The 19,622-nt window shown below is 42.0% G+C and carries 20 protein-coding genes and 1 rRNA gene; 9 read left to right on the top strand and 12 right to left on the bottom strand.

Going from position 1 to position 19,622, the window contains the following annotated elements:
• Nucleotides 1-34 precede the first annotated feature (34 nt).
• Together NXR94_RS16590 and NXR94_RS16585 are read right to left on the bottom strand one after the other, a co-directional pair.
• Entirely contained in the window at nucleotides 35-1,042 is a 1,008-nt protein-coding gene (locus NXR94_RS16590) for a porin (RefSeq protein ID WP_258105799.1), read from the bottom strand.
• 112 nt (nucleotides 1,043-1,154) lie between these two features.
• Nucleotides 1,155-2,459, bottom strand: a complete 1,305-nt coding sequence (locus NXR94_RS16585; RefSeq protein WP_374988011.1) for an ammonium transporter — start codon at nucleotides 2,457-2,459, stop codon at nucleotides 1,155-1,157.
• Between the two features lie 551 nt (nucleotides 2,460-3,010).
• Here NXR94_RS16585 and rlmD point away from each other — a divergent pair.
• From rlmD to NXR94_RS16565, 4 genes are all read left to right on the top strand, one after another.
• Nucleotides 3,011-4,402: a 23S rRNA (uracil(1939)-C(5))-methyltransferase RlmD gene (gene rlmD / locus NXR94_RS16580; protein ID WP_258105798.1), complete on the top strand. Its 1,392-nt coding sequence runs from the start codon at nucleotides 3,011-3,013 to the stop codon at nucleotides 4,400-4,402.
• 2 nt (nucleotides 4,403-4,404) lie between these two features.
• Nucleotides 4,405-4,767 (top strand): hypothetical protein, encoded by a 363-nt coding sequence (locus NXR94_RS16575; RefSeq protein ID WP_258105797.1) that lies wholly within the window; start codon nucleotides 4,405-4,407, stop codon nucleotides 4,765-4,767.
• A gap of 35 nt (nucleotides 4,768-4,802) precedes the next feature.
• Nucleotides 4,803-5,630 carry a mechanosensitive ion channel family protein gene (locus tag NXR94_RS16570; protein ID WP_258105796.1) on the top strand — a complete coding sequence of 276 codons (828 nt, stop codon included), beginning with the start codon at nucleotides 4,803-4,805 and terminating at the stop codon, nucleotides 5,628-5,630.
• A gap of 95 nt (nucleotides 5,631-5,725) precedes the next feature.
• Complete coding sequence (locus NXR94_RS16565) at nucleotides 5,726-6,628, top strand: histone deacetylase (RefSeq protein WP_258105795.1); 903 nt, start codon at nucleotides 5,726-5,728, stop codon at nucleotides 6,626-6,628.
• Here NXR94_RS16565 and NXR94_RS16560 read toward each other — a convergent pair whose 3' ends face one another.
• Nucleotides 6,629-8,527, bottom strand: coding sequence for an AAA domain-containing protein (locus tag NXR94_RS16560; RefSeq protein WP_258105794.1), 1,899 nt, complete (start codon nucleotides 8,525-8,527; stop codon nucleotides 6,629-6,631).
• A gap of 3 nt (nucleotides 8,528-8,530) precedes the next feature.
• Complete coding sequence (locus NXR94_RS16555; RefSeq protein WP_258105793.1) at nucleotides 8,531-8,929, bottom strand: TerB family tellurite resistance protein; 399 nt, start codon at nucleotides 8,927-8,929, stop codon at nucleotides 8,531-8,533.
• Nucleotides 8,930-9,089: 160 nt separating this feature from the next.
• Between NXR94_RS16555 and NXR94_RS16550 the strand changes: the two genes are divergently transcribed.
• The 4 genes from NXR94_RS16550 to NXR94_RS16535 are packed head-to-tail and all read left to right on the top strand — an operon-like array spanning nucleotide 9,090 to nucleotide 11,630.
• A complete protein-coding gene (locus NXR94_RS16550) occupies nucleotides 9,090-9,629 on the top strand; it encodes an acyl carrier protein phosphodiesterase (protein WP_258105792.1) in 540 nt (179 codons plus the stop codon).
• Nucleotides 9,626-10,000, top strand: a complete 375-nt coding sequence (crcB, locus tag NXR94_RS16545) for a fluoride efflux transporter CrcB (protein WP_258105791.1) — start codon at nucleotides 9,626-9,628, stop codon at nucleotides 9,998-10,000. The genes NXR94_RS16550 and crcB overlap by 4 nt, the downstream gene beginning before the upstream one ends.
• A 38-nt stretch (nucleotides 10,001-10,038) precedes the next feature.
• Entirely contained in the window at nucleotides 10,039-11,253 is a 1,215-nt protein-coding gene (locus NXR94_RS16540) for a DnaJ domain-containing protein (protein ID WP_258105790.1), read from the top strand.
• Nucleotides 11,211-11,630, top strand: coding sequence for a DUF3052 domain-containing protein (locus tag NXR94_RS16535; RefSeq protein ID WP_258105789.1), 420 nt, complete (start codon nucleotides 11,211-11,213; stop codon nucleotides 11,628-11,630). The genes NXR94_RS16540 and NXR94_RS16535 overlap by 43 nt, the downstream gene beginning before the upstream one ends.
• A 4-nt stretch (nucleotides 11,631-11,634) precedes the next feature.
• On the opposite strand, the gene NXR94_RS16530 is transcribed toward NXR94_RS16535, so the two are convergent.
• Both NXR94_RS16530 and NXR94_RS16525 read right to left on the bottom strand, forming a co-directional pair.
• Nucleotides 11,635-12,183 carry an acyl-CoA thioesterase gene (locus tag NXR94_RS16530; RefSeq protein WP_258105788.1) on the bottom strand — a complete coding sequence of 183 codons (549 nt, stop codon included), beginning with the start codon at nucleotides 12,181-12,183 and terminating at the stop codon, nucleotides 11,635-11,637.
• A 9-nt stretch (nucleotides 12,184-12,192) separates the two neighbouring features.
• Complete coding sequence (locus NXR94_RS16525; protein WP_258105787.1) at nucleotides 12,193-12,624, bottom strand: hypothetical protein; 432 nt, start codon at nucleotides 12,622-12,624, stop codon at nucleotides 12,193-12,195.
• A 72-nt stretch (nucleotides 12,625-12,696) separates the two neighbouring features.
• Between NXR94_RS16525 and NXR94_RS16520 the strand changes: the two genes are divergently transcribed.
• Entirely contained in the window at nucleotides 12,697-13,467 is a 771-nt protein-coding gene (locus NXR94_RS16520; protein ID WP_258105786.1) for a class I SAM-dependent methyltransferase, read from the top strand.
• Here NXR94_RS16520 and NXR94_RS16515 read toward each other — a convergent pair.
• From NXR94_RS16515 to rrf, 6 genes are all read right to left on the bottom strand, one after another.
• Nucleotides 13,464-14,459: a glycosyltransferase family 2 protein gene (locus NXR94_RS16515; protein ID WP_258105785.1), complete on the bottom strand. Its 996-nt coding sequence runs from the start codon at nucleotides 14,457-14,459 to the stop codon at nucleotides 13,464-13,466. The two genes, NXR94_RS16520 and NXR94_RS16515, sit on opposite strands and share 4 nt — an antisense overlap.
• A complete protein-coding gene (locus tag NXR94_RS16510; protein ID WP_258105784.1) occupies nucleotides 14,452-15,429 on the bottom strand; it encodes a glycosyltransferase family 2 protein in 978 nt (325 codons plus the stop codon). Before NXR94_RS16510 ends, NXR94_RS16515 begins: the two co-directional genes overlap by 8 nt.
• 6 nt (nucleotides 15,430-15,435) lie before the next feature.
• Nucleotides 15,436-15,945: a DUF4199 domain-containing protein gene (locus NXR94_RS16505; protein WP_258105783.1), complete on the bottom strand. Its 510-nt coding sequence runs from the start codon at nucleotides 15,943-15,945 to the stop codon at nucleotides 15,436-15,438.
• Nucleotides 15,938-17,200, bottom strand: coding sequence for a dihydroorotase family protein (locus NXR94_RS16500; RefSeq protein WP_258105782.1), 1,263 nt, complete (start codon nucleotides 17,198-17,200; stop codon nucleotides 15,938-15,940). Before NXR94_RS16500 ends, NXR94_RS16505 begins: the two co-directional genes overlap by 8 nt.
• On the bottom strand, nucleotides 17,197-19,152 hold the full coding sequence (locus tag NXR94_RS16495) for a BatA domain-containing protein (RefSeq protein WP_258105781.1): 1,956 nt from the start codon (nucleotides 19,150-19,152) through the stop codon (nucleotides 17,197-17,199). Before NXR94_RS16495 ends, NXR94_RS16500 begins: the two co-directional genes overlap by 4 nt.
• Nucleotides 19,153-19,503: 351 nt before the next feature.
• A 5S ribosomal RNA gene (gene rrf, locus NXR94_RS16490) occupies nucleotides 19,504-19,615 on the bottom strand.
• Nucleotides 19,616-19,622 lie beyond the last annotated feature (7 nt).

The raw sequence follows: 19,622 nt of genomic DNA, 5'->3' as shown, positions 1-19,622 counted from the left end.
TTTAATCTATTATTTATGACGACTTATGTCAAACTTAGAATGCATAGACTGCAGCTACCAAGAAAGATGCAAGTGATCCTTGTGGTGACTCACCAGCCTCAGGAACAACAACATCCTGAGAATACATATCAACTCTCAATTCCGGAATGAATGTTAGGCTTCCTACAGAATAGTTAGCAGAAAGAGTCAGATCAATAACACTTTCATCTTCTGGAACATAAGTAATTGCGTTCAATCCCATGTCCTGGAAGTACTCAGCTCTTAAACCCATAGAGAAGTCATCAGAAAATGAATTCTGTAGGTAAAGCGCACCACCAGCAAATAGATCGTTGTTGAATGTAGCGTTTACACCAAGGTAAACTGCATCAGTAAGGTCAAGACCTCCTGTGAAGTCAGCTTGGAAATAGTTGTCGCTGAACAACAAGTTGATGTACTGGCCTCCTATACCCAATTGAGCACCTCCATAGTAGTGGTCAGTAAAGTTGAAATCCGTGATATCAGTGTTATTGAATACACCCAACATCAAAGAAGCTTCTCCCAAAGCAATATCAGCTTTCAAACCAGAGTGAGAGAATGGTCCGTAAGAGAACATGTAGGAAGTAGAGTAGTTGTAGTTACCAGTTGGGGAAATTACTTCGTACCCAAGGAAGGTATTGAAGTTACCCAATGTAAGAGTAACACCATCACTTACGTTCCAATATGCATACAATTGATTCACAATGTTTTGAGAAGGTCCAGAACCAAAAACAGCTTCAGTACCTCTAGGACCAAATACTAGGTCAGCAACGAATCCTGACTTTTCTCCTTCTACGCTAGCGATCAAATTCGCCATACCCAAAGAGAAACCCGGAAGGTTAGCAAATGAAGTTCCAGGATGAATCCATCCATCAGCATCAACGTCATTCGACGCGTTTAGGTTAGTTCTGTAGTAAGTGTCAATTGATCCGCTGAAAGAAAGTTCCTGAGCAGATACAGTGCTGATTGAGAATAGAGTCACCGCCGCAACAACCGCTCCTCTAAAAATGTTTGTAAAAGTTTTCATAAGCATTTCTTGATTGATTAAAGATTTGAAGTTGGTATTTAAGTTTCCGGGTCGGACGCACCTCTGGCCCTATCCTGCCCCGGAAACCTAAAATTGATATAGTAATTGAAAATTATTCAGTGATGATAGTGTATCCTCTGATTCCGTGCTCGTGGCTATCAAGACCTTCTTTCTCGTGCTCTTCAGAGACTCTGATTCCCATAGTCATTTTAAGAACGTAGAAGATGATGAATGCACTAGCGAACGCAGCAACACCACAAACAGCTACTCCGATAAGCTGAGCAACGAATGAGTGATCAGGGTTGTTAGAGAAGATACCTACAGCCAATGTACCCCAGATACCGCATACAAGGTGAACAGAAACCGCACCTACAACGTCATCTAGCAAGAATTTATCAAGAGTGATAGCAGAAAGAACTACGATCAAACCAGCAATGAAACCAACGATAAGCGCAGAGTTAGGCTCGATTACATCAGCACCAGCTGTGATACCTACCAAACCTGCAAGGATACCGTTCAATACCATTCCAAGGTCCATTCTTTTGAATACGATATAGCTCATCAAGAAACCACCAAGACCACCAGCACAAGCAGCTAGCGAAGTGGTTACAAGAACGAATGAAGTTAGAGCAGGATCAGCAGAAAGTACAGAACCTCCGTTGAATCCGAACCATCCTAACCAAAGTAGGAATACACCAATAACAGCTAAAGGAACTGATGAACCCGGCTTGTCGATAACTTTGCCATCAACATATTTTCCGATACGTGGACCTAGAATCATAATACCGGCAAGAGCACCCCATCCACCTACTGAGTGAACTAGTGTTGAACCAGCGAAATCATAGAATCCCATAGCATCAAGGGCTCCACCACCCCATTTCCAGCTACCGATGATCGGGTAAACAAGACCTACGAAGATAACAGTGAAGATCATGTAAGCAGAAAGCTTGATACGCTCAGCAACAGCACCAGAAACGATAGTAGCAGCAGTAGCAGCGAACATCGCCTGGAACAAGAAGTCTGTCCACCAAGTGTAACCAGCACCAGCATAGTCGGCACTTACATCAGCAGTAGTTGAATCTCCGATTCCAAAACCTGCGAAACCAAACCATCCTGGCTCCTCAAATCCAGGGTACATAAGGTTAAACCCACAGATAAAATAAGTGATGATACCGATGATTGGTGTCAAAGTGTTTTTGAAAAGAATGTTTACTGTGTTTTTAGCCTGGCCAAAACCTGCCTCAACACCAGCAAACCCCAAGTGCATAATAAATACAAGAGCTGTTGCCAGCATCATCCAGATGTTGTTCGCCGTTAACAGGTTGAACGTCACATCTGCAGACAAATCAGCCTGGGCCACTGCTTCAACAGCACCCTCCGCCGATGGCATCATTAAGAGGTTGGTGATCATGTTCATAAAATTCAAATTTAATTTTGTTGAAAAAAACCTTTGGTTAATAATATGTCGTCACATATTCCGATCGCCAAATAAAGTAATTGTTAGAGCCTTTCAAAATTATTGTTTCATTTTTTTGATCTCTTCGTTAAGAAATTGTTAGTCGGAGATCATTATTTTTTGAATATATTTAAAAATAAAGCCGTTTTTTTTGCTATATTTCTTCCAACATTGAAATCAAACAAACTTCGATTACGGAGATCATAAAAATGAGATGTATTTACATTTTGCTCCGTAAAAACAATGATTCGTTAATTTTTTTTCAAAAATTAGCATAATTCGCAAAATATCATTCTTGCGATTACGATCTCTCATTGATTTCTTTAAAAATATTGAAAATTCCTCAATTCAGGGCGTTTACAACGCCTCTCAATCACCACTTACGATTTTCAGCTAGGAATCATTACAGCACAAACTTGGTTTTGTCCAATTTTTTTAAACTTAGCCCAAGCTCATATAACGGTTCATTTTATATACCTTCTAATACCATAGTATTGCTAATTTTGCCGTCTATGAAACACAATAAGATCGTAGAAGACCTGGAAATCACAGGTATTTCTGCTGAGGGGAAGAGCATAGCCAAAAAAGATGGCAAAGTTTACTTTATAGGATTAGGAGCTCCCGGAGATAAGGTGGATATACAGGTGAGGGGCAAAAGGAAAGGGATCTTTGAGGGTGATATCATCAAGACCCACCATTCCTCTTCACATAGAACGACCCCGGTTTGCGAGCATTTTGGTATTTGCGGAGGTTGCAAATGGCAACACATCAACTATGGTGCTCAGCTTCAATTCAAATTTGAGCATGTAAAAGAAAACCTGAAAAAGATCTCCAAAGTTGAATTACCCGAGTTACAACCCATCATCGGATCAATTGATACCTTCTTTTATAGAAACAAACTGGAATTCACTTTTTCCAACAACCGCTGGCTGACCCGGTCCGAAATAGACAGCGGAGAGGACTTTTCAAGAAATGCACTGGGATTTCACATACCCAGGCGATTCGATAAAATTCTTCATATTGACAAATGCCACTTACAAGCTGAACCTTCCAACAATATTAGGCTTTCAGTCCATAAGTTCGCAGAAGAACATAGCATCCCTTTCTTTGATCTAAAGGATCAAACGGGTTTGTTAAGAAATCTTATTATTCGAACTGCTTCGACCGGATACATCATGGTCATTGTTCAGTTTTACCATGAAGATGATAAAAACGAATTACTCCTCGAGCACCTGAAAAACTCCTTTCCGGAGATCACTTCACTTCAATACATCATCAATCCTAAGCAAAATGAGACCTTTTATGATTTACCCGTTCATGTTTACGCTGGTGAACCATTTATTACTGAACAAATGGAAGGACTATCGTTTCGTGTAGGCCCAAAATCTTTTTACCAAACCAACTCAAAGCAGGCCTATGAGTTGTACAAGGTAGCAAGATCATTTGCTGACCTTAAGGGAGATGAAGTAGTTTATGATCTATACACCGGGACCGGAACCATCGCCAATTTTGTGGCTGGTCAAGCTGCAAAGGTCATTGGAGTGGAATCAGTAGAAGAAGCTATCATAGATGCTCGTAAAAATTCCGAGCTTAACAATATTACCAATACCACTTTCCTTGCCGGAGACATGAAAGATATGTTTACGGATCATTTCGTGAAAAAGCACGGACATCCTGACGTGATCATTACGGACCCCCCTCGAGCAGGAATGCACCCAAAAGTGATTGAAGTATTGAACAGAATCAAACCGGAGCGATTAGTCTATGTGAGCTGCAACCCTGCAACACAGGCCAGAGACCTTCAATTGCTTGACGAGGCATTTATTGTGAGAAAAATTCAGCCTGTAGACATGTTCCCTCAAACTCATCATGTAGAAAACGTAGTACTGCTTACAGCCAGATAATTATGCAAAACGATCCAGAACTTAATCCTAAATATCTCGGTCAGATCTCATCTGATTTTGTCAAAGTGGCCGAGCTTCTAAAAGAGGCTTCCTACCAGATCCGCAAGCGAGGCTTCTCCGAACATCCGGTTTTTCCAATTTCGAAAAACGATTTGCCCATTGGTCAGTTATTGTATGAGGCTGGTAAGATGGAAAACGAGTGGAACTACTACGCTTCTTTCGCTGAGGAGTTCCTGGAACGCAAACTCATAGAGGATAAAGAGGTCTTTGTGCAGGCCTATAAAGACCCGGATGAGTTTTGCTGTCTTTTTATTGTAGATAAAGATTTTACTAACTTCCTGTTTATCCCTTATCCAGTTGACTGATGTTAAACCAAATTAAAAACTCAATTAACTTCAATATGGAAGAGCAAGCAAACCAAATCGCTGAATTTTCGGATATAGCAATGGAATGGGCACTGGACTTCGGCCCAAAAGTGGTTATGGCCATTGTTACCTTAGTCGTGGGTCTTTGGGTCATCGGACTGATCACAAGAAGCTTTGGTAAGATCATGTCCAAGCGAGAAGTAGATGTATCCCTGATCCCTTTTCTGAAAACGCTACTTAACTGGACCCTTAAAGTCATGCTGTTCATCTCTGTGATTGGCATGGTGGGAATTGAAGCCACCAGCTTTGTGGCTGTTCTGGGTGCTGCGGGTCTGGCTGTGGGTCTGGCTCTCCAGGGAACCTTGCAAAACTTTGCCGGTGGGGTTATCATCCTACTCCTAAGACCTTTTAAGGTAGGTGATGTGATAGACGCCAAAGGTTACCTCGGAACCGTCAAGGAGATCCAAATATTTTATACGATTGTCAATACTTTCGACAAGAAAGTGGTTTACATCCCCAATGGCGAACTGGCTAACTCTGATATGACCAATATCTCCCAGGAACCTCTCAGAAGAAATGAATGGAAATTCGGAATTGCCTATGGAGATGATTCAGATAAGGCCAAAGCCGTATTGCAAAGATTAATTGATGAGGACGAACGGATACTGAAAGACCCGGAATCATTCATTGCCATGCATTCGCTCGGAGACAGTTCAGTGAATTTTGTGGTAAGGGCGTGGTCTACTTCTGAAGACCTGTGGCCTGTATATTTCGATATGAATGAAAAAGTGTATAAAACCTTCGCAAAAGAGGGGCTTAACATTCCATTCCCTCAAATGGATGTGCATGTTCACAACAAATAGAATTTACTCGTCTCAAAAAACTCAAAGGTCATCGTTTTTCGGTGACCTTTACTTTTTCGTATCAAACCTATTCGACTTTTCCCAGTTAATTGAATATGCTCAAAATAGCCTGGTCAAAAGAGTACAATCACCCGCTGCCTCCAGGTCATCGGTTTCCCATGGAGAAGTACGACTTACTCCCAGAACAGCTACTTCACGAAGGAACCATTGAAGAGTCAAACCTATTTGCCCCGGGCATGCCTACCGAAGAAGTATTATTGTCGGTCCACAAACAACATTACCTTCAAAAACTGCATCAGCTTGACTTCACCAGGCAAGAAGAAAGAAAAAGCGGCTTTCCCATCTCCAAAGAACTGGTCATCCGAGAGCAAGTCATCATCGCTGGAACGATCGAAGCTGCATTATTTGCACTGCAATACGGTGTAGCCATGAATATAGCAGGAGGGACGCACCATGCTTACTCGGATCGAGCAGAAGGTTTTTGCCTTTTAAACGATCAGGCCATCGCCGCACAGTATTTACTCGATTACGATCTCGCGAAACAAATACTCATCATTGATCTTGATGTCCACCAGGGAAATGGCACTGCTGAAATATTTGAATCTGAATCCAACGTTTTCACCTTCAGCATGCACGGAGAAAAAAATTACCCAATGAAAAAGGAAAGATCTGATTTGGATGTACCCTTACCAGATGGCACTGGAGATTTGGAGTATTTGAAACTACTAGATCAACACCTGAACAAACTCATGGATACTGTCCAGCCTGATTTTATCTTCTTCCAGTCCGGAGTGGATGTGTTGGCTTCGGATAAACTTGGCCGACTTGGGTTAACAATCTCCGGATGTAAAGAGCGTGATCGCAAGGTCCTGAACATTGCCAAATCCAATAACATTCCTCTTGTTGCCTCCATGGGTGGTGGTTATTCTCAGGACATCAGACAAATCCTGGAAGCCCATGCCAACACCTATCGACTTGCACAGGAAATTTTCTTCTGATCAATAGAGATATTCAAATGCACTGTGGTACCAGCTCCTGCTTTGCATGTCCTGGATAAGTAGATCAAAAAAATCGTTACTACTCAAAGTCGACGAATCGCCTACCATCATTAATAGATGTCTGGCACGAGTCATGGCAACATTCATTCTTCGTTCGTCTGCAAGGAAGCCTATAACACCAACAGAGTTACTACGGACCAAAGAAATTATCATCACATCTCTTTCCTGTCCCTGGAAAGCATCAACGGAATTGATAGTAATGTTATTAGCAAGATCAGCGTACCAATCAAAACGTATTATTTGATTTTTGAGCACCTCTGTCTGTGCCTTATAGGGAGCAATCACTCCAATGGATAACGAAGCAAACATTTCCCTGTTTTCCTGAATCAAGGTATCCAAACGATTCAGTACAAAAGCAGCCTCCTCCTCATTGTAAGTGGACAGGGTCTCCTGGTTGATTTTCTCATCAAACCCACAACCTGCAGTATCTATAAAACTGACGGAATCATTAAATAACTGTCTTCTATTACCAATGATCTCCGCTGACTCCAGTTCTCCTTTATAGAAGTACGCATTTGAAAAGGCCATAATATTTGGGTGCATTCTATACTGCGTCTTCAACATGACCTCATGCCCCTGAGAGCGCTTTATCGTCCTTTCAAAAATAGTTTCGGTGAGTCCTTGTTTTCCAGCCTCCAAAGACTTTACCGTTGGAGACAGCTGCCAGTGGTCTCCTGCCATCACTACTTTTTCGGCCTTCATTATTGGAATCCAACATGCCGGCTCGAGTGCCTGAGACGCCTCATCGATAAAGACGGTCTTAAATTGTCTGTTACCCAGGTAACTGTTATTGGCACCAACAAGGGTGCAGGCTATCACCTGTGCTTTATTCAGCTCATCGAAGATCATGTGCCCTTCCAGCATCAGTGCCTCATCCTTTAGGCTTCTGGCTTCATCAAGCAACAATTTCCGCTGCTTGCGTTCATCATGCCCGAAATTTCGCTTGTATTTTCTGCCCAATGACCGCATTTCTTCAGACTTCCTGCGCAGATCGCGAAGCATACGTGCATCATTATGCTCACTCAGTCTCGCGTCAAGGGTTGTCCTAACCACCGCTTCCGTTACCCGGGCCGGATGCCCCAACCTCAAAACACGCACATCCTGCTCAGACAGCTTTTCTGCCAAAAGATCAACGGCGGCATTACTAGCAGCACAGACCAACACCTGCTTTTCTGTAAGCACCTTTTCACGAATCGCCTCAATAAGGGTCGTGGTCTTTCCTGTTCCGGGTGGTCCATGAACCAAGGCAATATCATTTGCTGACCTGATCATATCCAGGGCGTTTTGCTGGCTGGCATTTAATCCTGGAACATTTTCATGATTTAAGCGATCAAAGTGCGGTTGTTGCTCACCCAATAAAACGGGCATGAGTTCAGCTATCCTCCCACCCGATGTTTTAGAAAGGGAAACCATGGTTTTCTCCATTTCATCATAGGTGCCCTCATCAAAAAGAAGATTGATCCCGACTTTACCCTCATCAATCCAATCCGGCTCATCTTCAGCATTCAGCATGAAAGTCATTCTATGTTCATTCATGCGGGTAATAATACCGGAAGCAGAGAGCTTCCTTTTTTCATCGTTGAGAAACAGACTCACCGAGGAGCCCGGCTGAAAAAAATGTCTTTGATTCAGATCAGTTGTTCGCTCGACTTGTAGCACCCATTTTTCTCCTGTTCCTAAATAAGATTTTTGTAAGGTGACCGGATACCAGGTAACACCTTCCTTTTTCCGATCCTGAAGTGAGCGGTTGCGGATTTTTTCTTCATACTGTTTCCTGTCTTCCTGCCTTTCCTTTTTTATCAGGTTCAGCAGGCGCTGGAAATGCCCTTCAAACTTCATGAATTATTTTTTGATGAGGTACTCCTGTATGGTGTCCTTGATCAATTCTTTATCAGCAGATAGATGCGGATCGCTATAGATTTTCAGCATCAATTCAAGCAACACACCCTCATCATAGCCAAGTTTACTGGCCATACGAGCACAAAACGCCAATTCTTCTTTATAAAGACGCCCGTCGATCTTCATCAGTTGTACGATCGAATAGATGTACTCATACTTCTCATCCTCAGTAAGGCCACTAAGGTCTTCTATGAGCGTTGGGTCTTCGAAGCAACCGGTAATATCATCAGAAGACATACCATTAGCCTCACCGATTTGTTTGATCAAATCAATTTCCTCCTGAACCACAACTCCGTCGATTCTGGCTAATTGCACCAATAAATTGAGGTGCGTTCTCCTCATATTTGTTGATCCCGCTTCGATAATTCTTTAGTTTACGCAGTGAATACTCGGTTGCAATTCCATTTCTTAATGGAATTAAGACTTCAAATTTATATAAAACAACTTAAGGCGAGTGAATTTTCTTGCACACCTCCACTTATCAGGCCCCAATGAAAAAATCATGATCGGAAACCTCATCGGGGATTTTGTCAAAGGGAAAGATTTCACTCACTACGAAAGCGAGATTTCCAAAGGCATAATACTTCACCGGGAAATAGATAGCTATACCGATCAACATCCAGTGGTGACTTTGAGCAAACAACGTCTAAGGTCCAGGTACAGGCACTATGCTCCGGTGATCACCGATGTATATTATGATCATTTCCTCGCAGCAAACTGGCAAGACTATTCAGATGTACCGTTGCTTGAATACACAGAAAACTTTTACAAGACGACCCAAAAATATCATGACATTCTACCAGATCAAGCCCAATATATGCTTAGGTACATGAAGGCTGATAACTGGCTATATAATTATCAATTTGTGGAAGGTGTGAATCGGGCGCTTACCGGAATGTCCAGAAGAACTAAATTTGCCTCCGGCATGGAGAACGCGAGCCAGGATTTGGAGGAACATTATGAAGCGTTCCAATCAGAGTTTGAACAATTTTATCCTGATCTCATTTCTCATGCTTCAAACTTTCTGAAGTCAATCAAATGAAAGAAGTAATACTTGCCGGAATAGGCGGTTTTGTTGGAAGTGCCTTAAGGTATCTCGTAGGACTTAGTGCGGGAAAACTATTTCATGACGGATTTCCGAGTGGAACGCTGACCGTCAACCTAATTGGGAGCCTGATCATTGGTTTACTTGCCGGATACTTTCTGAAATACTACAATTCCAATTTATCCATGCTCCTGATTACAGGGTTCTGTGGCGGGTTTACCACTTTTTCAGCATTTTCACTGGACATTTTACGACTATACCAAACACAGCACTACACGCAATTATCTCTCTACCTAATTGCCAGTGTAATTGGCGGCTTACTACTATGCTTTTTGGGGCTTTTCATTTCCAATAAATCAGCTTTATAAACAATTAGCATGCGTTTTTACGTTAAATAACGAGGCGCATGAAGAATTTTTACCAACTTCTAGAGATCAGTGAAACTGCCAGTCAGGCAGAAATTAAGGCGGCTTTTAAGCGGTTAGCGGTACTGTATCACCCAGATAAGCATGCAGGGAACATGGAAATGGAGGAACGTTTCAAGGAAATCAACCTTGCGTACCAAACGCTTTCCAACCCATATGAGAAAGCCCGATACGACATCAAGCTCACTTACAGTCGATCTATTCCTAATACAGAATTCAACCCACCGGATACCTTCTCCACACAACCACGCAAGCGATACTACTATAGACCTAATTATAAGGAACCAGAAATTGACTGGAAGGAAAATTGGATCGCTACTGCCTATGCATTTGGATTTACGATCATTGTAGCATGCCTGGTGATGACGGTGATTTGGATCAAAACGACCTATGATGAGAAAATGCACCAGGAGTTACTGGCCAACAGAAGAGCCACATTTGAATCTGCTCAGGAGGATCTTTTGCGAGGGAAAGTGGGCGATGCGTTAGTAAAATTAAATGACCTAAGTCCCCATCTACCGGAGGAAAACGACATGAGGGATTTCAAGGCAAACCTGTTTCATGGTTATATTCTGAAAGGCCAGGAAAGTTATACCCACCGTCAGTATCAGGATGCGATTTACTATTTTGAGTTAATTGAAAAATTTAGTCCAAGAAAACCGATTCCTGTCAAGGAATTACTCGCCAAGGCTTATCAGGAAAATCATCAACCGCATCAGTCGATCAAAAAGTTTAAGGAACTCCTGGTACTGGGGCATAATAGCCTGGACTATTATCTCTCCATGGGAGAAATCTACCGCGACCAAATTAACAACCCAACAGAGGCCATCCGGTATTTTCAACTTGCAAGGGACAAAGCTCTTCGGCAATACAAATCCTTTTATGGAGACGCCTATTTTTTAGTGCTTTCCGCAGACATGGTTCCAATCAGACATTATGAGCTATTTACCGGGTTGGCAGAACTTTACCTGATAGATAATCAGGACAAAAACGTGATTAAAACAACACAATGGAATATCCAGGTATGGCCGGATAGCATTGATAACTACCTCGTCGCTGCACAGGCTTATCGGAACATTGGTCAACTTGATAAATCATGCAAAAATCTTCAATCTGCCCTAATTTTAGGAGCGAACATAACCTTACCTCCAACATGCATCCCAGTTCTACAGCCGGATACTCAGGCACTCCCCTAGTCAAAAAGCTTGGTCTAAAAGATGGATTCAATTGTTTAATCCTTAATACCCCTAAAAATTATTTCGATCTACTAGGTGAACTACCTAAAGACATCAACTTTTCAGATTCTCCAGAAGGAGAATTTGATTTTATTCATGCTTTCTTCTCTAACCAGAGCCAACTACAAAGTCAATGGCCTTCCCTAATGAACCACCTACAAAAAACGGGTACGCTTTGGATCAGTTGGCCTAAGGGGAGTTCGAAACTTGAAAAGGATCTTAACGAAAATGATGTTAGAAGAATAGGACTTGAGGGCGGTTTGGTCGATGTCAAAGTGTGTGCCGTGGACCAGGACTGGTCAGGTTTGAAGTTTATGTTTCGAAAAAAAGACCGCTAGATTTTCACTCCACATCCAATATACACCTTTGACCAAGAAGCATTTCATAATATTCCTCCATCATAAATGCGTTTTTGGCTTCATTAAACGCTTTATTCGCCTCCTTTTTAACCTGTTTTCGCTTAATCGCTTCGGCAAATTTTTTCACCTCTGCCAGAGTCTTAAGCTGCAAGGCAGGAACCGGGATTGGTTTGTCATCATCTCCCTTGGCGACCATAGTGAAATAACAGGTATTGGTCTGTTTCACCGTGTGTGTCTTGACATTCTCAGCTGCTACATTAATACCGATGACCATTGAGGAGTTCCCTACATGATGAACAGTGGCTGTCAGTGAGACCAGCTCTCCCACCTCCACGGGTTGCAAAAACTCCACCTGATCCACAGAAACAGTCACGCAATAGTTGCCCGCATGCTTACTCGCGCAGGCATAGGCCGCCTTATCCATTAGGCTAAGCAAAATTCCTCCGTGAATTTTCCCTCCAAAATTGGCATAAGAAGGGATCATCAATTCTGTTAGGATTGTCTTTGAAAAATCTACTGATAAAGCTTCCATATTTGTTTATTAACCTGTCCAGTCCCCACTCTTCTCCCGGCACCTTTTTATTCTTCGATTCAAAATTAGCTTCCAAAACGGGCTATGTGTAACAATCAGCCTCAAATTGACCATTACATTATTAGAATATTGATCGTCATCATTTATTGCCCCGGGTAAGCCCTTGGGATTAGGCATATACTCAAACCCCATTCGACGGGTTTGCTCGAGTACACATGGATTCCCAAACAGCGTTCCATCCGGCTCATCTTTATAGAGGTATTGGATATTCCTTCTTTTAGGCCTGTTTCTGTGGACGTTAGCCTCTTTCCGAGGATCCAGGTTTTCCGTGGGCATATGATCCCTGAAATCACGTTCTTTGGTACTCCCCTGTGCATGCGTTTGATGAACACAGATCAATATCAAAGACATAAACAAACCAATCCAAACTAAGCCTCGCATAGACAGCAAATCTTAGCCTAAGATAAGTTATCTTAAATATCTTTGCGACCTTACTGACCCCAATACAAGGCTGTGAAAAAGATTATTAGCTTTCTCTTAAGAAATATTCCTCGGAAATACCTTCAACTGGTAAGTCATCATGCACTAGCCGTTCTTGCCATTTTTTATAAAGGGAACAAAGTGGAGTGCCCGGTTTGCGGGTCCCGTTTTCGTGTTTTTCTTCCATACGGACGAGAATCAAGATCAAACGCTTTATGCCCCAGCTGTCTATCTCTGGAGCGTCATCGCCTGATCTGGCTATACCTGAAAGAAAAAACTGATTTCTTTACAGCGGATCAGAAAATGCTCCATGTAGCTCCGGAACTTTGCTTTATGGACAAGTTCGAAGCGTTGCCCAATACCGACTACATCACAGCGGATATTGAATCTCCATTGGCAAAAGTGAAAATGGATATTCATGAAATTCCTTTCGAAGAAAATACTTTTGACGTGGTGTTTTGCAATCACGTACTGGAGCACGTGGACGATGACCAACTGGCTATGCGAGAAATGCTCCGGGTGCTGAAACCAGGAGGTTGGGGTATACTACAAATTCCACTCTTCCATCCCATTCCCGAAAAAACTTTCGAAGACCTTACCATTACATCCCCTAAGGAAAGAGAACAAATGTTTGGTCAGGATGACCATGTGCGATTATTTGGAAAGGATTACCCGGAAAGATTGCGCTCGCAAGGCTTTATTGTAAAACAAGAAAAACTGGTATTTGAGTTGCCGGAAGAAGACGTAAAGCGCTATGGCTTGCCTTCTGATGAAATCATTTACAGGGTAGAAAAGCCTGCTTAATACAATTCAATGTACTTCGTATTGGGGTTAATACCTCTCAGCTTACGAAACCATTCGTAAACCAAACCATATCCATATCCAAAGAATTGGATCAATGTTACAATGGGAGAAAGGAGTGCCACTTTGATCGATTTGGTTTTGAAAAGGCCTTCAACCATCACTAATAGCAAATAGAAGGCATAGCAACCCACACCTGCCAGGCCGATTTCAGGAAGTATGGGAATCGCAAATACTGACGCGATCAAACCAAGACTAAAAACCAACGGAAACAGGTGAATGATCGAAATTTGCTCCGGATGAAATCTTGTCAGGTTGATCCTTGCCCTTCCAAAATACTTGAGCTGTTTATAGAATTTCCTTAAATCAGTACGACGTTTGTGATAAACGAAAGCATCCGGAATTAATGCTGTGCTGTATCCCTTCTTGATTATCCTGGTGCTAAATTCAAGGTCTTCGCCCATGAAGGGTATCAAATAGCCCATGGTTTCCTCAAAAACTTTTTTACAAATCCCCATATTGAAGCTCCTGGGATGATATTCCCCTACGTGCTTTTTGTTTCCGCGAATACCCCCGGTAGTAAACAAAGACGTCATGGAGTGACTGATAGCTTTTTGAACGGTATTGAATGATTGATGTGCCGCATCCGGTCCTCCAAATGCATCAACTGATTGGTGCGTTAAAAAATCATCAACTGCTTGAAAGTAGTGTTCCGGTATCAGGCAATCTGAATCAAATACGATGTAATAGTCCCCCTTGCATCGTTCATAACCATAGTTCCTCGCAAACCCCTGACCTCCATTTTCCTTGACATAATAATGTATGTCCAACTTCGATTCAAAGTCTTCTACCACATGCTTTGAGGTAATTGTGGAGCCATCTTCTACCACTACAATTTCAAAATCAGAAAAAGTCTGTCTGGTAAGCGTCTCCAACAATTCCTGCAACTCATCAGGACGATTGTAGATGGGAATAACAACGGAATACTTAGGCATCACCTCCTAGTTGCTCACTCACGAGATAATCGTTCTTTTTCGGACTCACCTGAATAATCATTTCAGCAAGGAAACCTGCAAGAAAAAGCTGTGTTCCAAGAATCACAGCAACTAAAGCCAGAAAGAATAGTGGCTGATCCACAATGTCCCTGACTGGAAGCGAATGATATTGATTGTGCAATTTGTCGAATATGAGCCATACTGTAACCCCTGACCCAAATAGAAATGACAACGTTCCGAACAAGCCAAAGAAATGCATTGGCTTTTTCCTGAACCTGGTAACGAAGCTAACAGAAATTAAATCCAAAAACCCATTCAGGAATCGCTCCAGCCCAAACTTTGTGGTTCCGTATTTTCTTGCCTTATGCTCAACAACCTTTTCCCCGATTTTGAAATAACCATGCCATTTGGCGAGAAGTGGAATATACCTGTGCATTTCGCCGTACAGGTCCACACTCTTAACTACCGCATTCTGATAAGCCTTGAGCCCACAATTGAAATCATGAAGTTTTATTCCCGAAACAAGACTGGTTACCTTGTTGAAAAACTTGGATGGAAGTGTTTTCCCAATTGGATCGTGGCGCTTCTTTTTCCAACCACTTACCAAATGATAGCCATCCTCATTAATCATTTTTATCAATCCGGGTATTTCATCAGGACTATCCTGGAGATCTGCATCCATGGTAATGACTACTGCACCCTGAGCCTGCTTAAAGCCAATATGCAAGGCCGCTGATTTTCCATAATTACGATTGAACCGTACCCCTAGAACGCGTGGATCCTTTTCATGAAGATTGGAGATCACAGACCAGGAGTTATCAGTACTTCCATCATCGATCATCAAAATCTCAGTTGAGATTTTGTGTTGATCCACAACTCGAATAATCCAGTCATATAACTCCGGCAGAGATTCGTCCTCATTGTAAACCGGGATAATCAGAGAAAGGTCCAAATTTTCAGAGTATTCCAATGCGCCCTATTTAGGTTGTTTTCTTAAAATTATGGATATCAGCGGGGTAATAAAGAAACCCGCCATTATTTTCTTGAGTACCGACTTGAAGACCAAACCACCGGCAGTCGCTTCTTTGATAGAAGTTACCTGAGCCTGAAAGGTCTCTTCTCCCATTTGTTCAATGTACAAATCCTTTCCATCCATCAACAGTTTCATCGCATCCACCTTATAGTCAGGAAGAAGTTGGGTATCCACCTGAAAATAGATCATCAGGTAAACGGCAAAAACCAGGGTGCTGAAAAAATAAATATTGAAACCAACGGTCATCCCCTGCCAAAAATGAAGGATCTCGTTTTCTTGTTCTGACTTGAACTCCTTGGTGCCAAAAAAGATGAAAATACCGAAGAGGATCAGGTCAAAAACCAGATGCACCAAACTAGTTAGTGGACTTACTCCAAAATAGTCGGATACGAAAAAGGTGACGCATAATAACAGCCCGCAAATGGCTGCGTATTTCAGTGAAAGCTTAAACATGCTCAAGAATCTCCAGCGAAGTAATTTTACCATTAATAGTTCCTAAGGACTTACCGGTAAGTTCCTTGCCTACGAAAGGGGAATTGAATGATTTTGATTTATTATTTGACTTGTCAAAAGTCCATTTTTCCTCTGGGTCGAATACCGCTAATTTGGCCATTGCCCCTTCAGCAATTTCCGGCTGATCCAATCCTACCACTGTCCGTGGCCCCCTGGTTATTTTCTCTATGGAAACTTCCAAAGGCAACTCATCTTTTATTGAATTTAAAGCTGCAAATGCAGTTTGTAGTCCAATCGCGCCAAAATCAGCTAAATCGAATTCCAAATCTTTGCACTCCTGGTCCTGAGGCTGATGAGCGGTTGAAATCGCATCAATCACACCAGACTTTAATCCCTTTATAAGCGCCTTTCGGTCCTTAGAAGTCCTAAGTGGTGGGTCCACTTTATAATTCGTATCGAAAGTTTCAAGGTCCTTATCCGAAAACAGCAGATGATTGATTGATACATCACAGGTTACTTTCAGTCCCTCCGCTTTTGCCTTCTTTATTAAATCAACCGACTTTTCTGTTGAAATCTGGGAGAAATGAATTCTTCCTCCGGCGTATTTCAATATCTCAATATCACGTTGGATAGTCAATTCTTCAGAAACCGATGGTTCACCATTCAATCCAAGACTAGTACTCACGGCCCCCTCATGCATGTGAGCATGACGGCTCAGCCCTACATCCTTTGGCCTGTTAATGATTAAACCCTCAAACTTTTGCACATACTGCAAAGCTTTAAGCAGTAGCTCAGTGTTCCAAATAGGGTTCACACCGTCTGAAAAAGCTACGGCTCCGTTGTGATTAAGATCCAGAATCTCCGTTAAGTTTTCTCCTTTCAACTCCTCACTCACCGCAGCAATCGGCCACAAACTGACTTTTCCAGATTTACCGCGCACAAACTGTATCCCTCCTTTGGTCTCTAAAGCGGGCTGAGTATCCGGAGCTACACATACATCCGTAAATCCTCCGGAAACAGCGACTTCAATACCACTTGAAATATCTTCCTTATGTTCATTTCCTGGTTCACAGAAATTAGCCGAAAGCTCTGCAAAACCAAGAGACACCCACTTACCACTCAAATCGATATCAGCTCCTTTGAGACCTTTTCCTATTTTCTTGATGATCCCATCTTCAATCAGGATATCCACGGTCTGCAAATGAAACTTTGATGATGGGTCAAAAACGGTGGCATTTGCTAGTCCTATTTTCATTTGAGTATTCTCAGAAGGGTTTGTTCAGCAATCAAAAAGATCAGCGCCAAAATTAATGCATATTTCCATAAAGCCATGTCATCCTCAACTCCCGTAATACCAGCCAGATCTCCGGAGGCATCAGTTGAGATAAAACTTACATTGTCGAATTCATTCTCCCATGATTTCAATTGCTCATCTGAAATTGCTTCAAGTTGCGACTCCTTTTTGGACATATTGATCGCATATGATTCCAAAGTATCTCTCCATGAGGTTAAATAGTAAAACCCCGGTTCACTTAATCGGATTGGAAGTTCGATAAAGCTCTCACCCTGAATACTACGAAGTACCGGAACAATCGATTCGTTTTTCGACACCAACCTCAATTGCTCCCCCACGCCCTGGTAGGCCTTTTTGATTGGAAGAAAATGACTATCCATATCAAAAGCCATTTTTAAGCCCTTTTCTCTTTTTAATGTTAGTTCATACATCAAAGGAAGGAATAAAGCGTGCTGATGAAGATTGGTATAACTATCCATTAAAGGCGAAGCAAACAGGTATATATTATCACCAAACCTCGTTAGTAATGGAGCATTTAGTTGAGATTTTAAGATCACATCATTACCTCTTGGAATAATGAGGTATGGCTTGAATTTAGGTAGTCGCGAATTAACATCGGAGGGAGAGAAAATACCACCAAACAAGGGATGCTCCAAAGACTTCTGAGAGATCACAGCTTCATCTCCCTCTGAATCAATGGTTAATTGAGCCCCTGTAAGAGACTCATAAGAATTGATTTGAAGACCCTCTGCAGGAAAAACAACTACAGGCTTATCAAAGTATCTAAGCCGCTCCATAATCCAGTCAGGTACCGACTTTAGTCCATCTAAAATTACAAAATCAGCACTTTGCAGTTTTTCAGTGTCCACGGACCCAACAGATTGAATATCCAGATTAAAATACTCTTCATTTAGAAATACGGAACTAACTGCTTTATTAGGCTTATTATCGTACAACTGAAATCCTGCGAGTTTAGGTTGATCCGGAAAGACCAGGTGATATTTATTGTCGTATGAAAAAGTAGCATCTTCAATCATAATAGTGCATTCCCTGCTTGACAGATTGGGTAGTTCGGCTTTTATCCATTCTTTTGAGTTTGCACCCAGATCTTCTGTGAAGGAGGCGATTTGCGATTCTTCATTAACGATTTTAATCAGCACACCTGATTTGGCTTCTCCTATATTACTGATCAAAATCCTCAGCTCGAAACCATCACGATAAGCCCTGACGTCCTCGAGCGCTACAGAATCAATATATATGTTCCCACTTTGAGCAGGTTTGAGCTTGACCAGATTAAATTGGCAAAGACTATCCTCTAACGCCTCCTTTAAACTGCCCAGGGTAGATTCCTGAAAGTCAGAAATAACATACATCTCTCTTTCCACTCCTGCAACGCGGCGTACCTTTTCATATAAGGCATCAAAAGTCACATTCGCATAGCTAAAGGGGATTTCAGTGAGTCGCCGACCAACTTCTTTAGAGTTAATGGGCCTTAATGGCCCTTCAAAATTATTTGTGGTAATGGTCGTTTTTTTTAGTCGCTTTTCCGCAATTCTTTCAACTATACCTACACCTGAAGAAAGTAAGTCTCCGCCCGCATCAGTCATTCGGCCCATGCTATAAGAGTTATCCAGATATATTACCTGATTGAAGTTAGCTTTCTCAGGCTGGTCCTCAATAAAGATTGGTTGACTCAACGCTAACACCAATGCGGAAAAAGCTAGTAATCTTAGAAGCAGTACGAGGTACTTTTTGAGGTTATTACTGGAGTTGGTTGAGCTCTTGACCTCTGTTAGGAAACTGACATTAGAAAAATAAACGACACGAGCCTTTCTGAAATTGAAAAGGTGAATGATCACCGGTATAATTAAGAGTGAAAACAACCAGAACGCAACCGGATTTAGAAAGCTCATTCAGTTATAATTTGGAATAATAGTTTCGGGTCACTTTTATACATTGCTACGAAGTTAACGTTCACCTTCCAATTCTTAGTGAGTTATGACCAGTATCCTAAAGATCGTTTGCCAGCAGGCAGGCGACTTACTGACTGCGCGTCCCGCTCCCACCTGTTACGGCAGACTATGCGTCTCGGCACCATCATCTCACCTCACAATGTGGCTATATGAAAAGAACAATCAACCCACAGAAATATTGCTTGATCCCTTTTTTGCTTGATCCGTAAAACCGACTGATCCCTTGATTGTATCGTTTCAGAAAAAAAGCATAAAAAAACCCTGACTAGTAAACTAATCAGGGTAATAATAAACTGGCAACGACTTACTCTCCCACCTGTTACGGCAGTACCATCAGCGCTGGCGGGCTTAACTTCTCTGTTCGGAATGGGAAGAGGTGGACCCCGCCGCAATAATCACCATAAACTCTT

The organism is Marinoscillum sp. MHG1-6, assembly GCF_024714475.1.
GTDB lineage: Bacteria > Bacteroidota > Bacteroidia > Cytophagales > Cyclobacteriaceae > JAMZMI01.
The sequence above is the reverse complement of the archived record's forward strand: the minus strand, read 5'-3'. Positions and strand labels throughout refer to the sequence as shown.

What these genes read in the sequence shown, in the direction of transcription:
- NXR94_RS16590 (WP_258105799.1), bottom strand. Translation starts at nt 1,042, where the DNA reads ATGAAAACTTTTACAAACATTTTTAGAGGAGCGGTTGTTGCGGCGGTG.
- NXR94_RS16585 (WP_374988011.1), bottom strand. Translation starts at nt 2,459, where the DNA reads ATGAACATGATCACCAACCTCTTAATGATGCCATCGGCGGAGGGTGCT.
- rlmD (WP_258105798.1), top strand. Translation starts at nt 3,011, where the DNA reads ATGAAACACAATAAGATCGTAGAAGACCTGGAAATCACAGGTATTTCT.
- NXR94_RS16575 (WP_258105797.1), top strand. Translation starts at nt 4,405, where the DNA reads ATGCAAAACGATCCAGAACTTAATCCTAAATATCTCGGTCAGATCTCA.
- NXR94_RS16570 (WP_258105796.1), top strand. Translation starts at nt 4,803, where the DNA reads ATGGAAGAGCAAGCAAACCAAATCGCTGAATTTTCGGATATAGCAATG.
- NXR94_RS16565 (WP_258105795.1), top strand. Translation starts at nt 5,726, where the DNA reads ATGCTCAAAATAGCCTGGTCAAAAGAGTACAATCACCCGCTGCCTCCA.
- NXR94_RS16560 (WP_258105794.1), bottom strand. Translation starts at nt 8,527, where the DNA reads ATGAAGTTTGAAGGGCATTTCCAGCGCCTGCTGAACCTGATAAAAAAG.
- NXR94_RS16555 (WP_258105793.1), bottom strand. Translation starts at nt 8,929, where the DNA reads ATGAGGAGAACGCACCTCAATTTATTGGTGCAATTAGCCAGAATCGAC.
- NXR94_RS16550 (WP_258105792.1), top strand. Translation starts at nt 9,090, where the DNA reads ATGATCGGAAACCTCATCGGGGATTTTGTCAAAGGGAAAGATTTCACT.
- crcB (WP_258105791.1), top strand. Translation starts at nt 9,626, where the DNA reads ATGAAAGAAGTAATACTTGCCGGAATAGGCGGTTTTGTTGGAAGTGCC.
- NXR94_RS16540 (WP_258105790.1), top strand. Translation starts at nt 10,039, where the DNA reads ATGAAGAATTTTTACCAACTTCTAGAGATCAGTGAAACTGCCAGTCAG.
- NXR94_RS16535 (WP_258105789.1), top strand. Translation starts at nt 11,211, where the DNA reads ATGCATCCCAGTTCTACAGCCGGATACTCAGGCACTCCCCTAGTCAAA.
- NXR94_RS16530 (WP_258105788.1), bottom strand. Translation starts at nt 12,183, where the DNA reads ATGGAAGCTTTATCAGTAGATTTTTCAAAGACAATCCTAACAGAATTG.
- NXR94_RS16525 (WP_258105787.1), bottom strand. Translation starts at nt 12,624, where the DNA reads ATGCGAGGCTTAGTTTGGATTGGTTTGTTTATGTCTTTGATATTGATC.
- NXR94_RS16515 (WP_258105785.1), bottom strand. Translation starts at nt 14,459, where the DNA reads ATGCCTAAGTATTCCGTTGTTATTCCCATCTACAATCGTCCTGATGAG.
- NXR94_RS16505 (WP_258105783.1), bottom strand. Translation starts at nt 15,945, where the DNA reads ATGTTTAAGCTTTCACTGAAATACGCAGCCATTTGCGGGCTGTTATTA.
- NXR94_RS16500 (WP_258105782.1), bottom strand. Translation starts at nt 17,200, where the DNA reads ATGAAAATAGGACTAGCAAATGCCACCGTTTTTGACCCATCATCAAAG.
- NXR94_RS16495 (WP_258105781.1), bottom strand. Translation starts at nt 19,152, where the DNA reads ATGAGCTTTCTAAATCCGGTTGCGTTCTGGTTGTTTTCACTCTTAATT.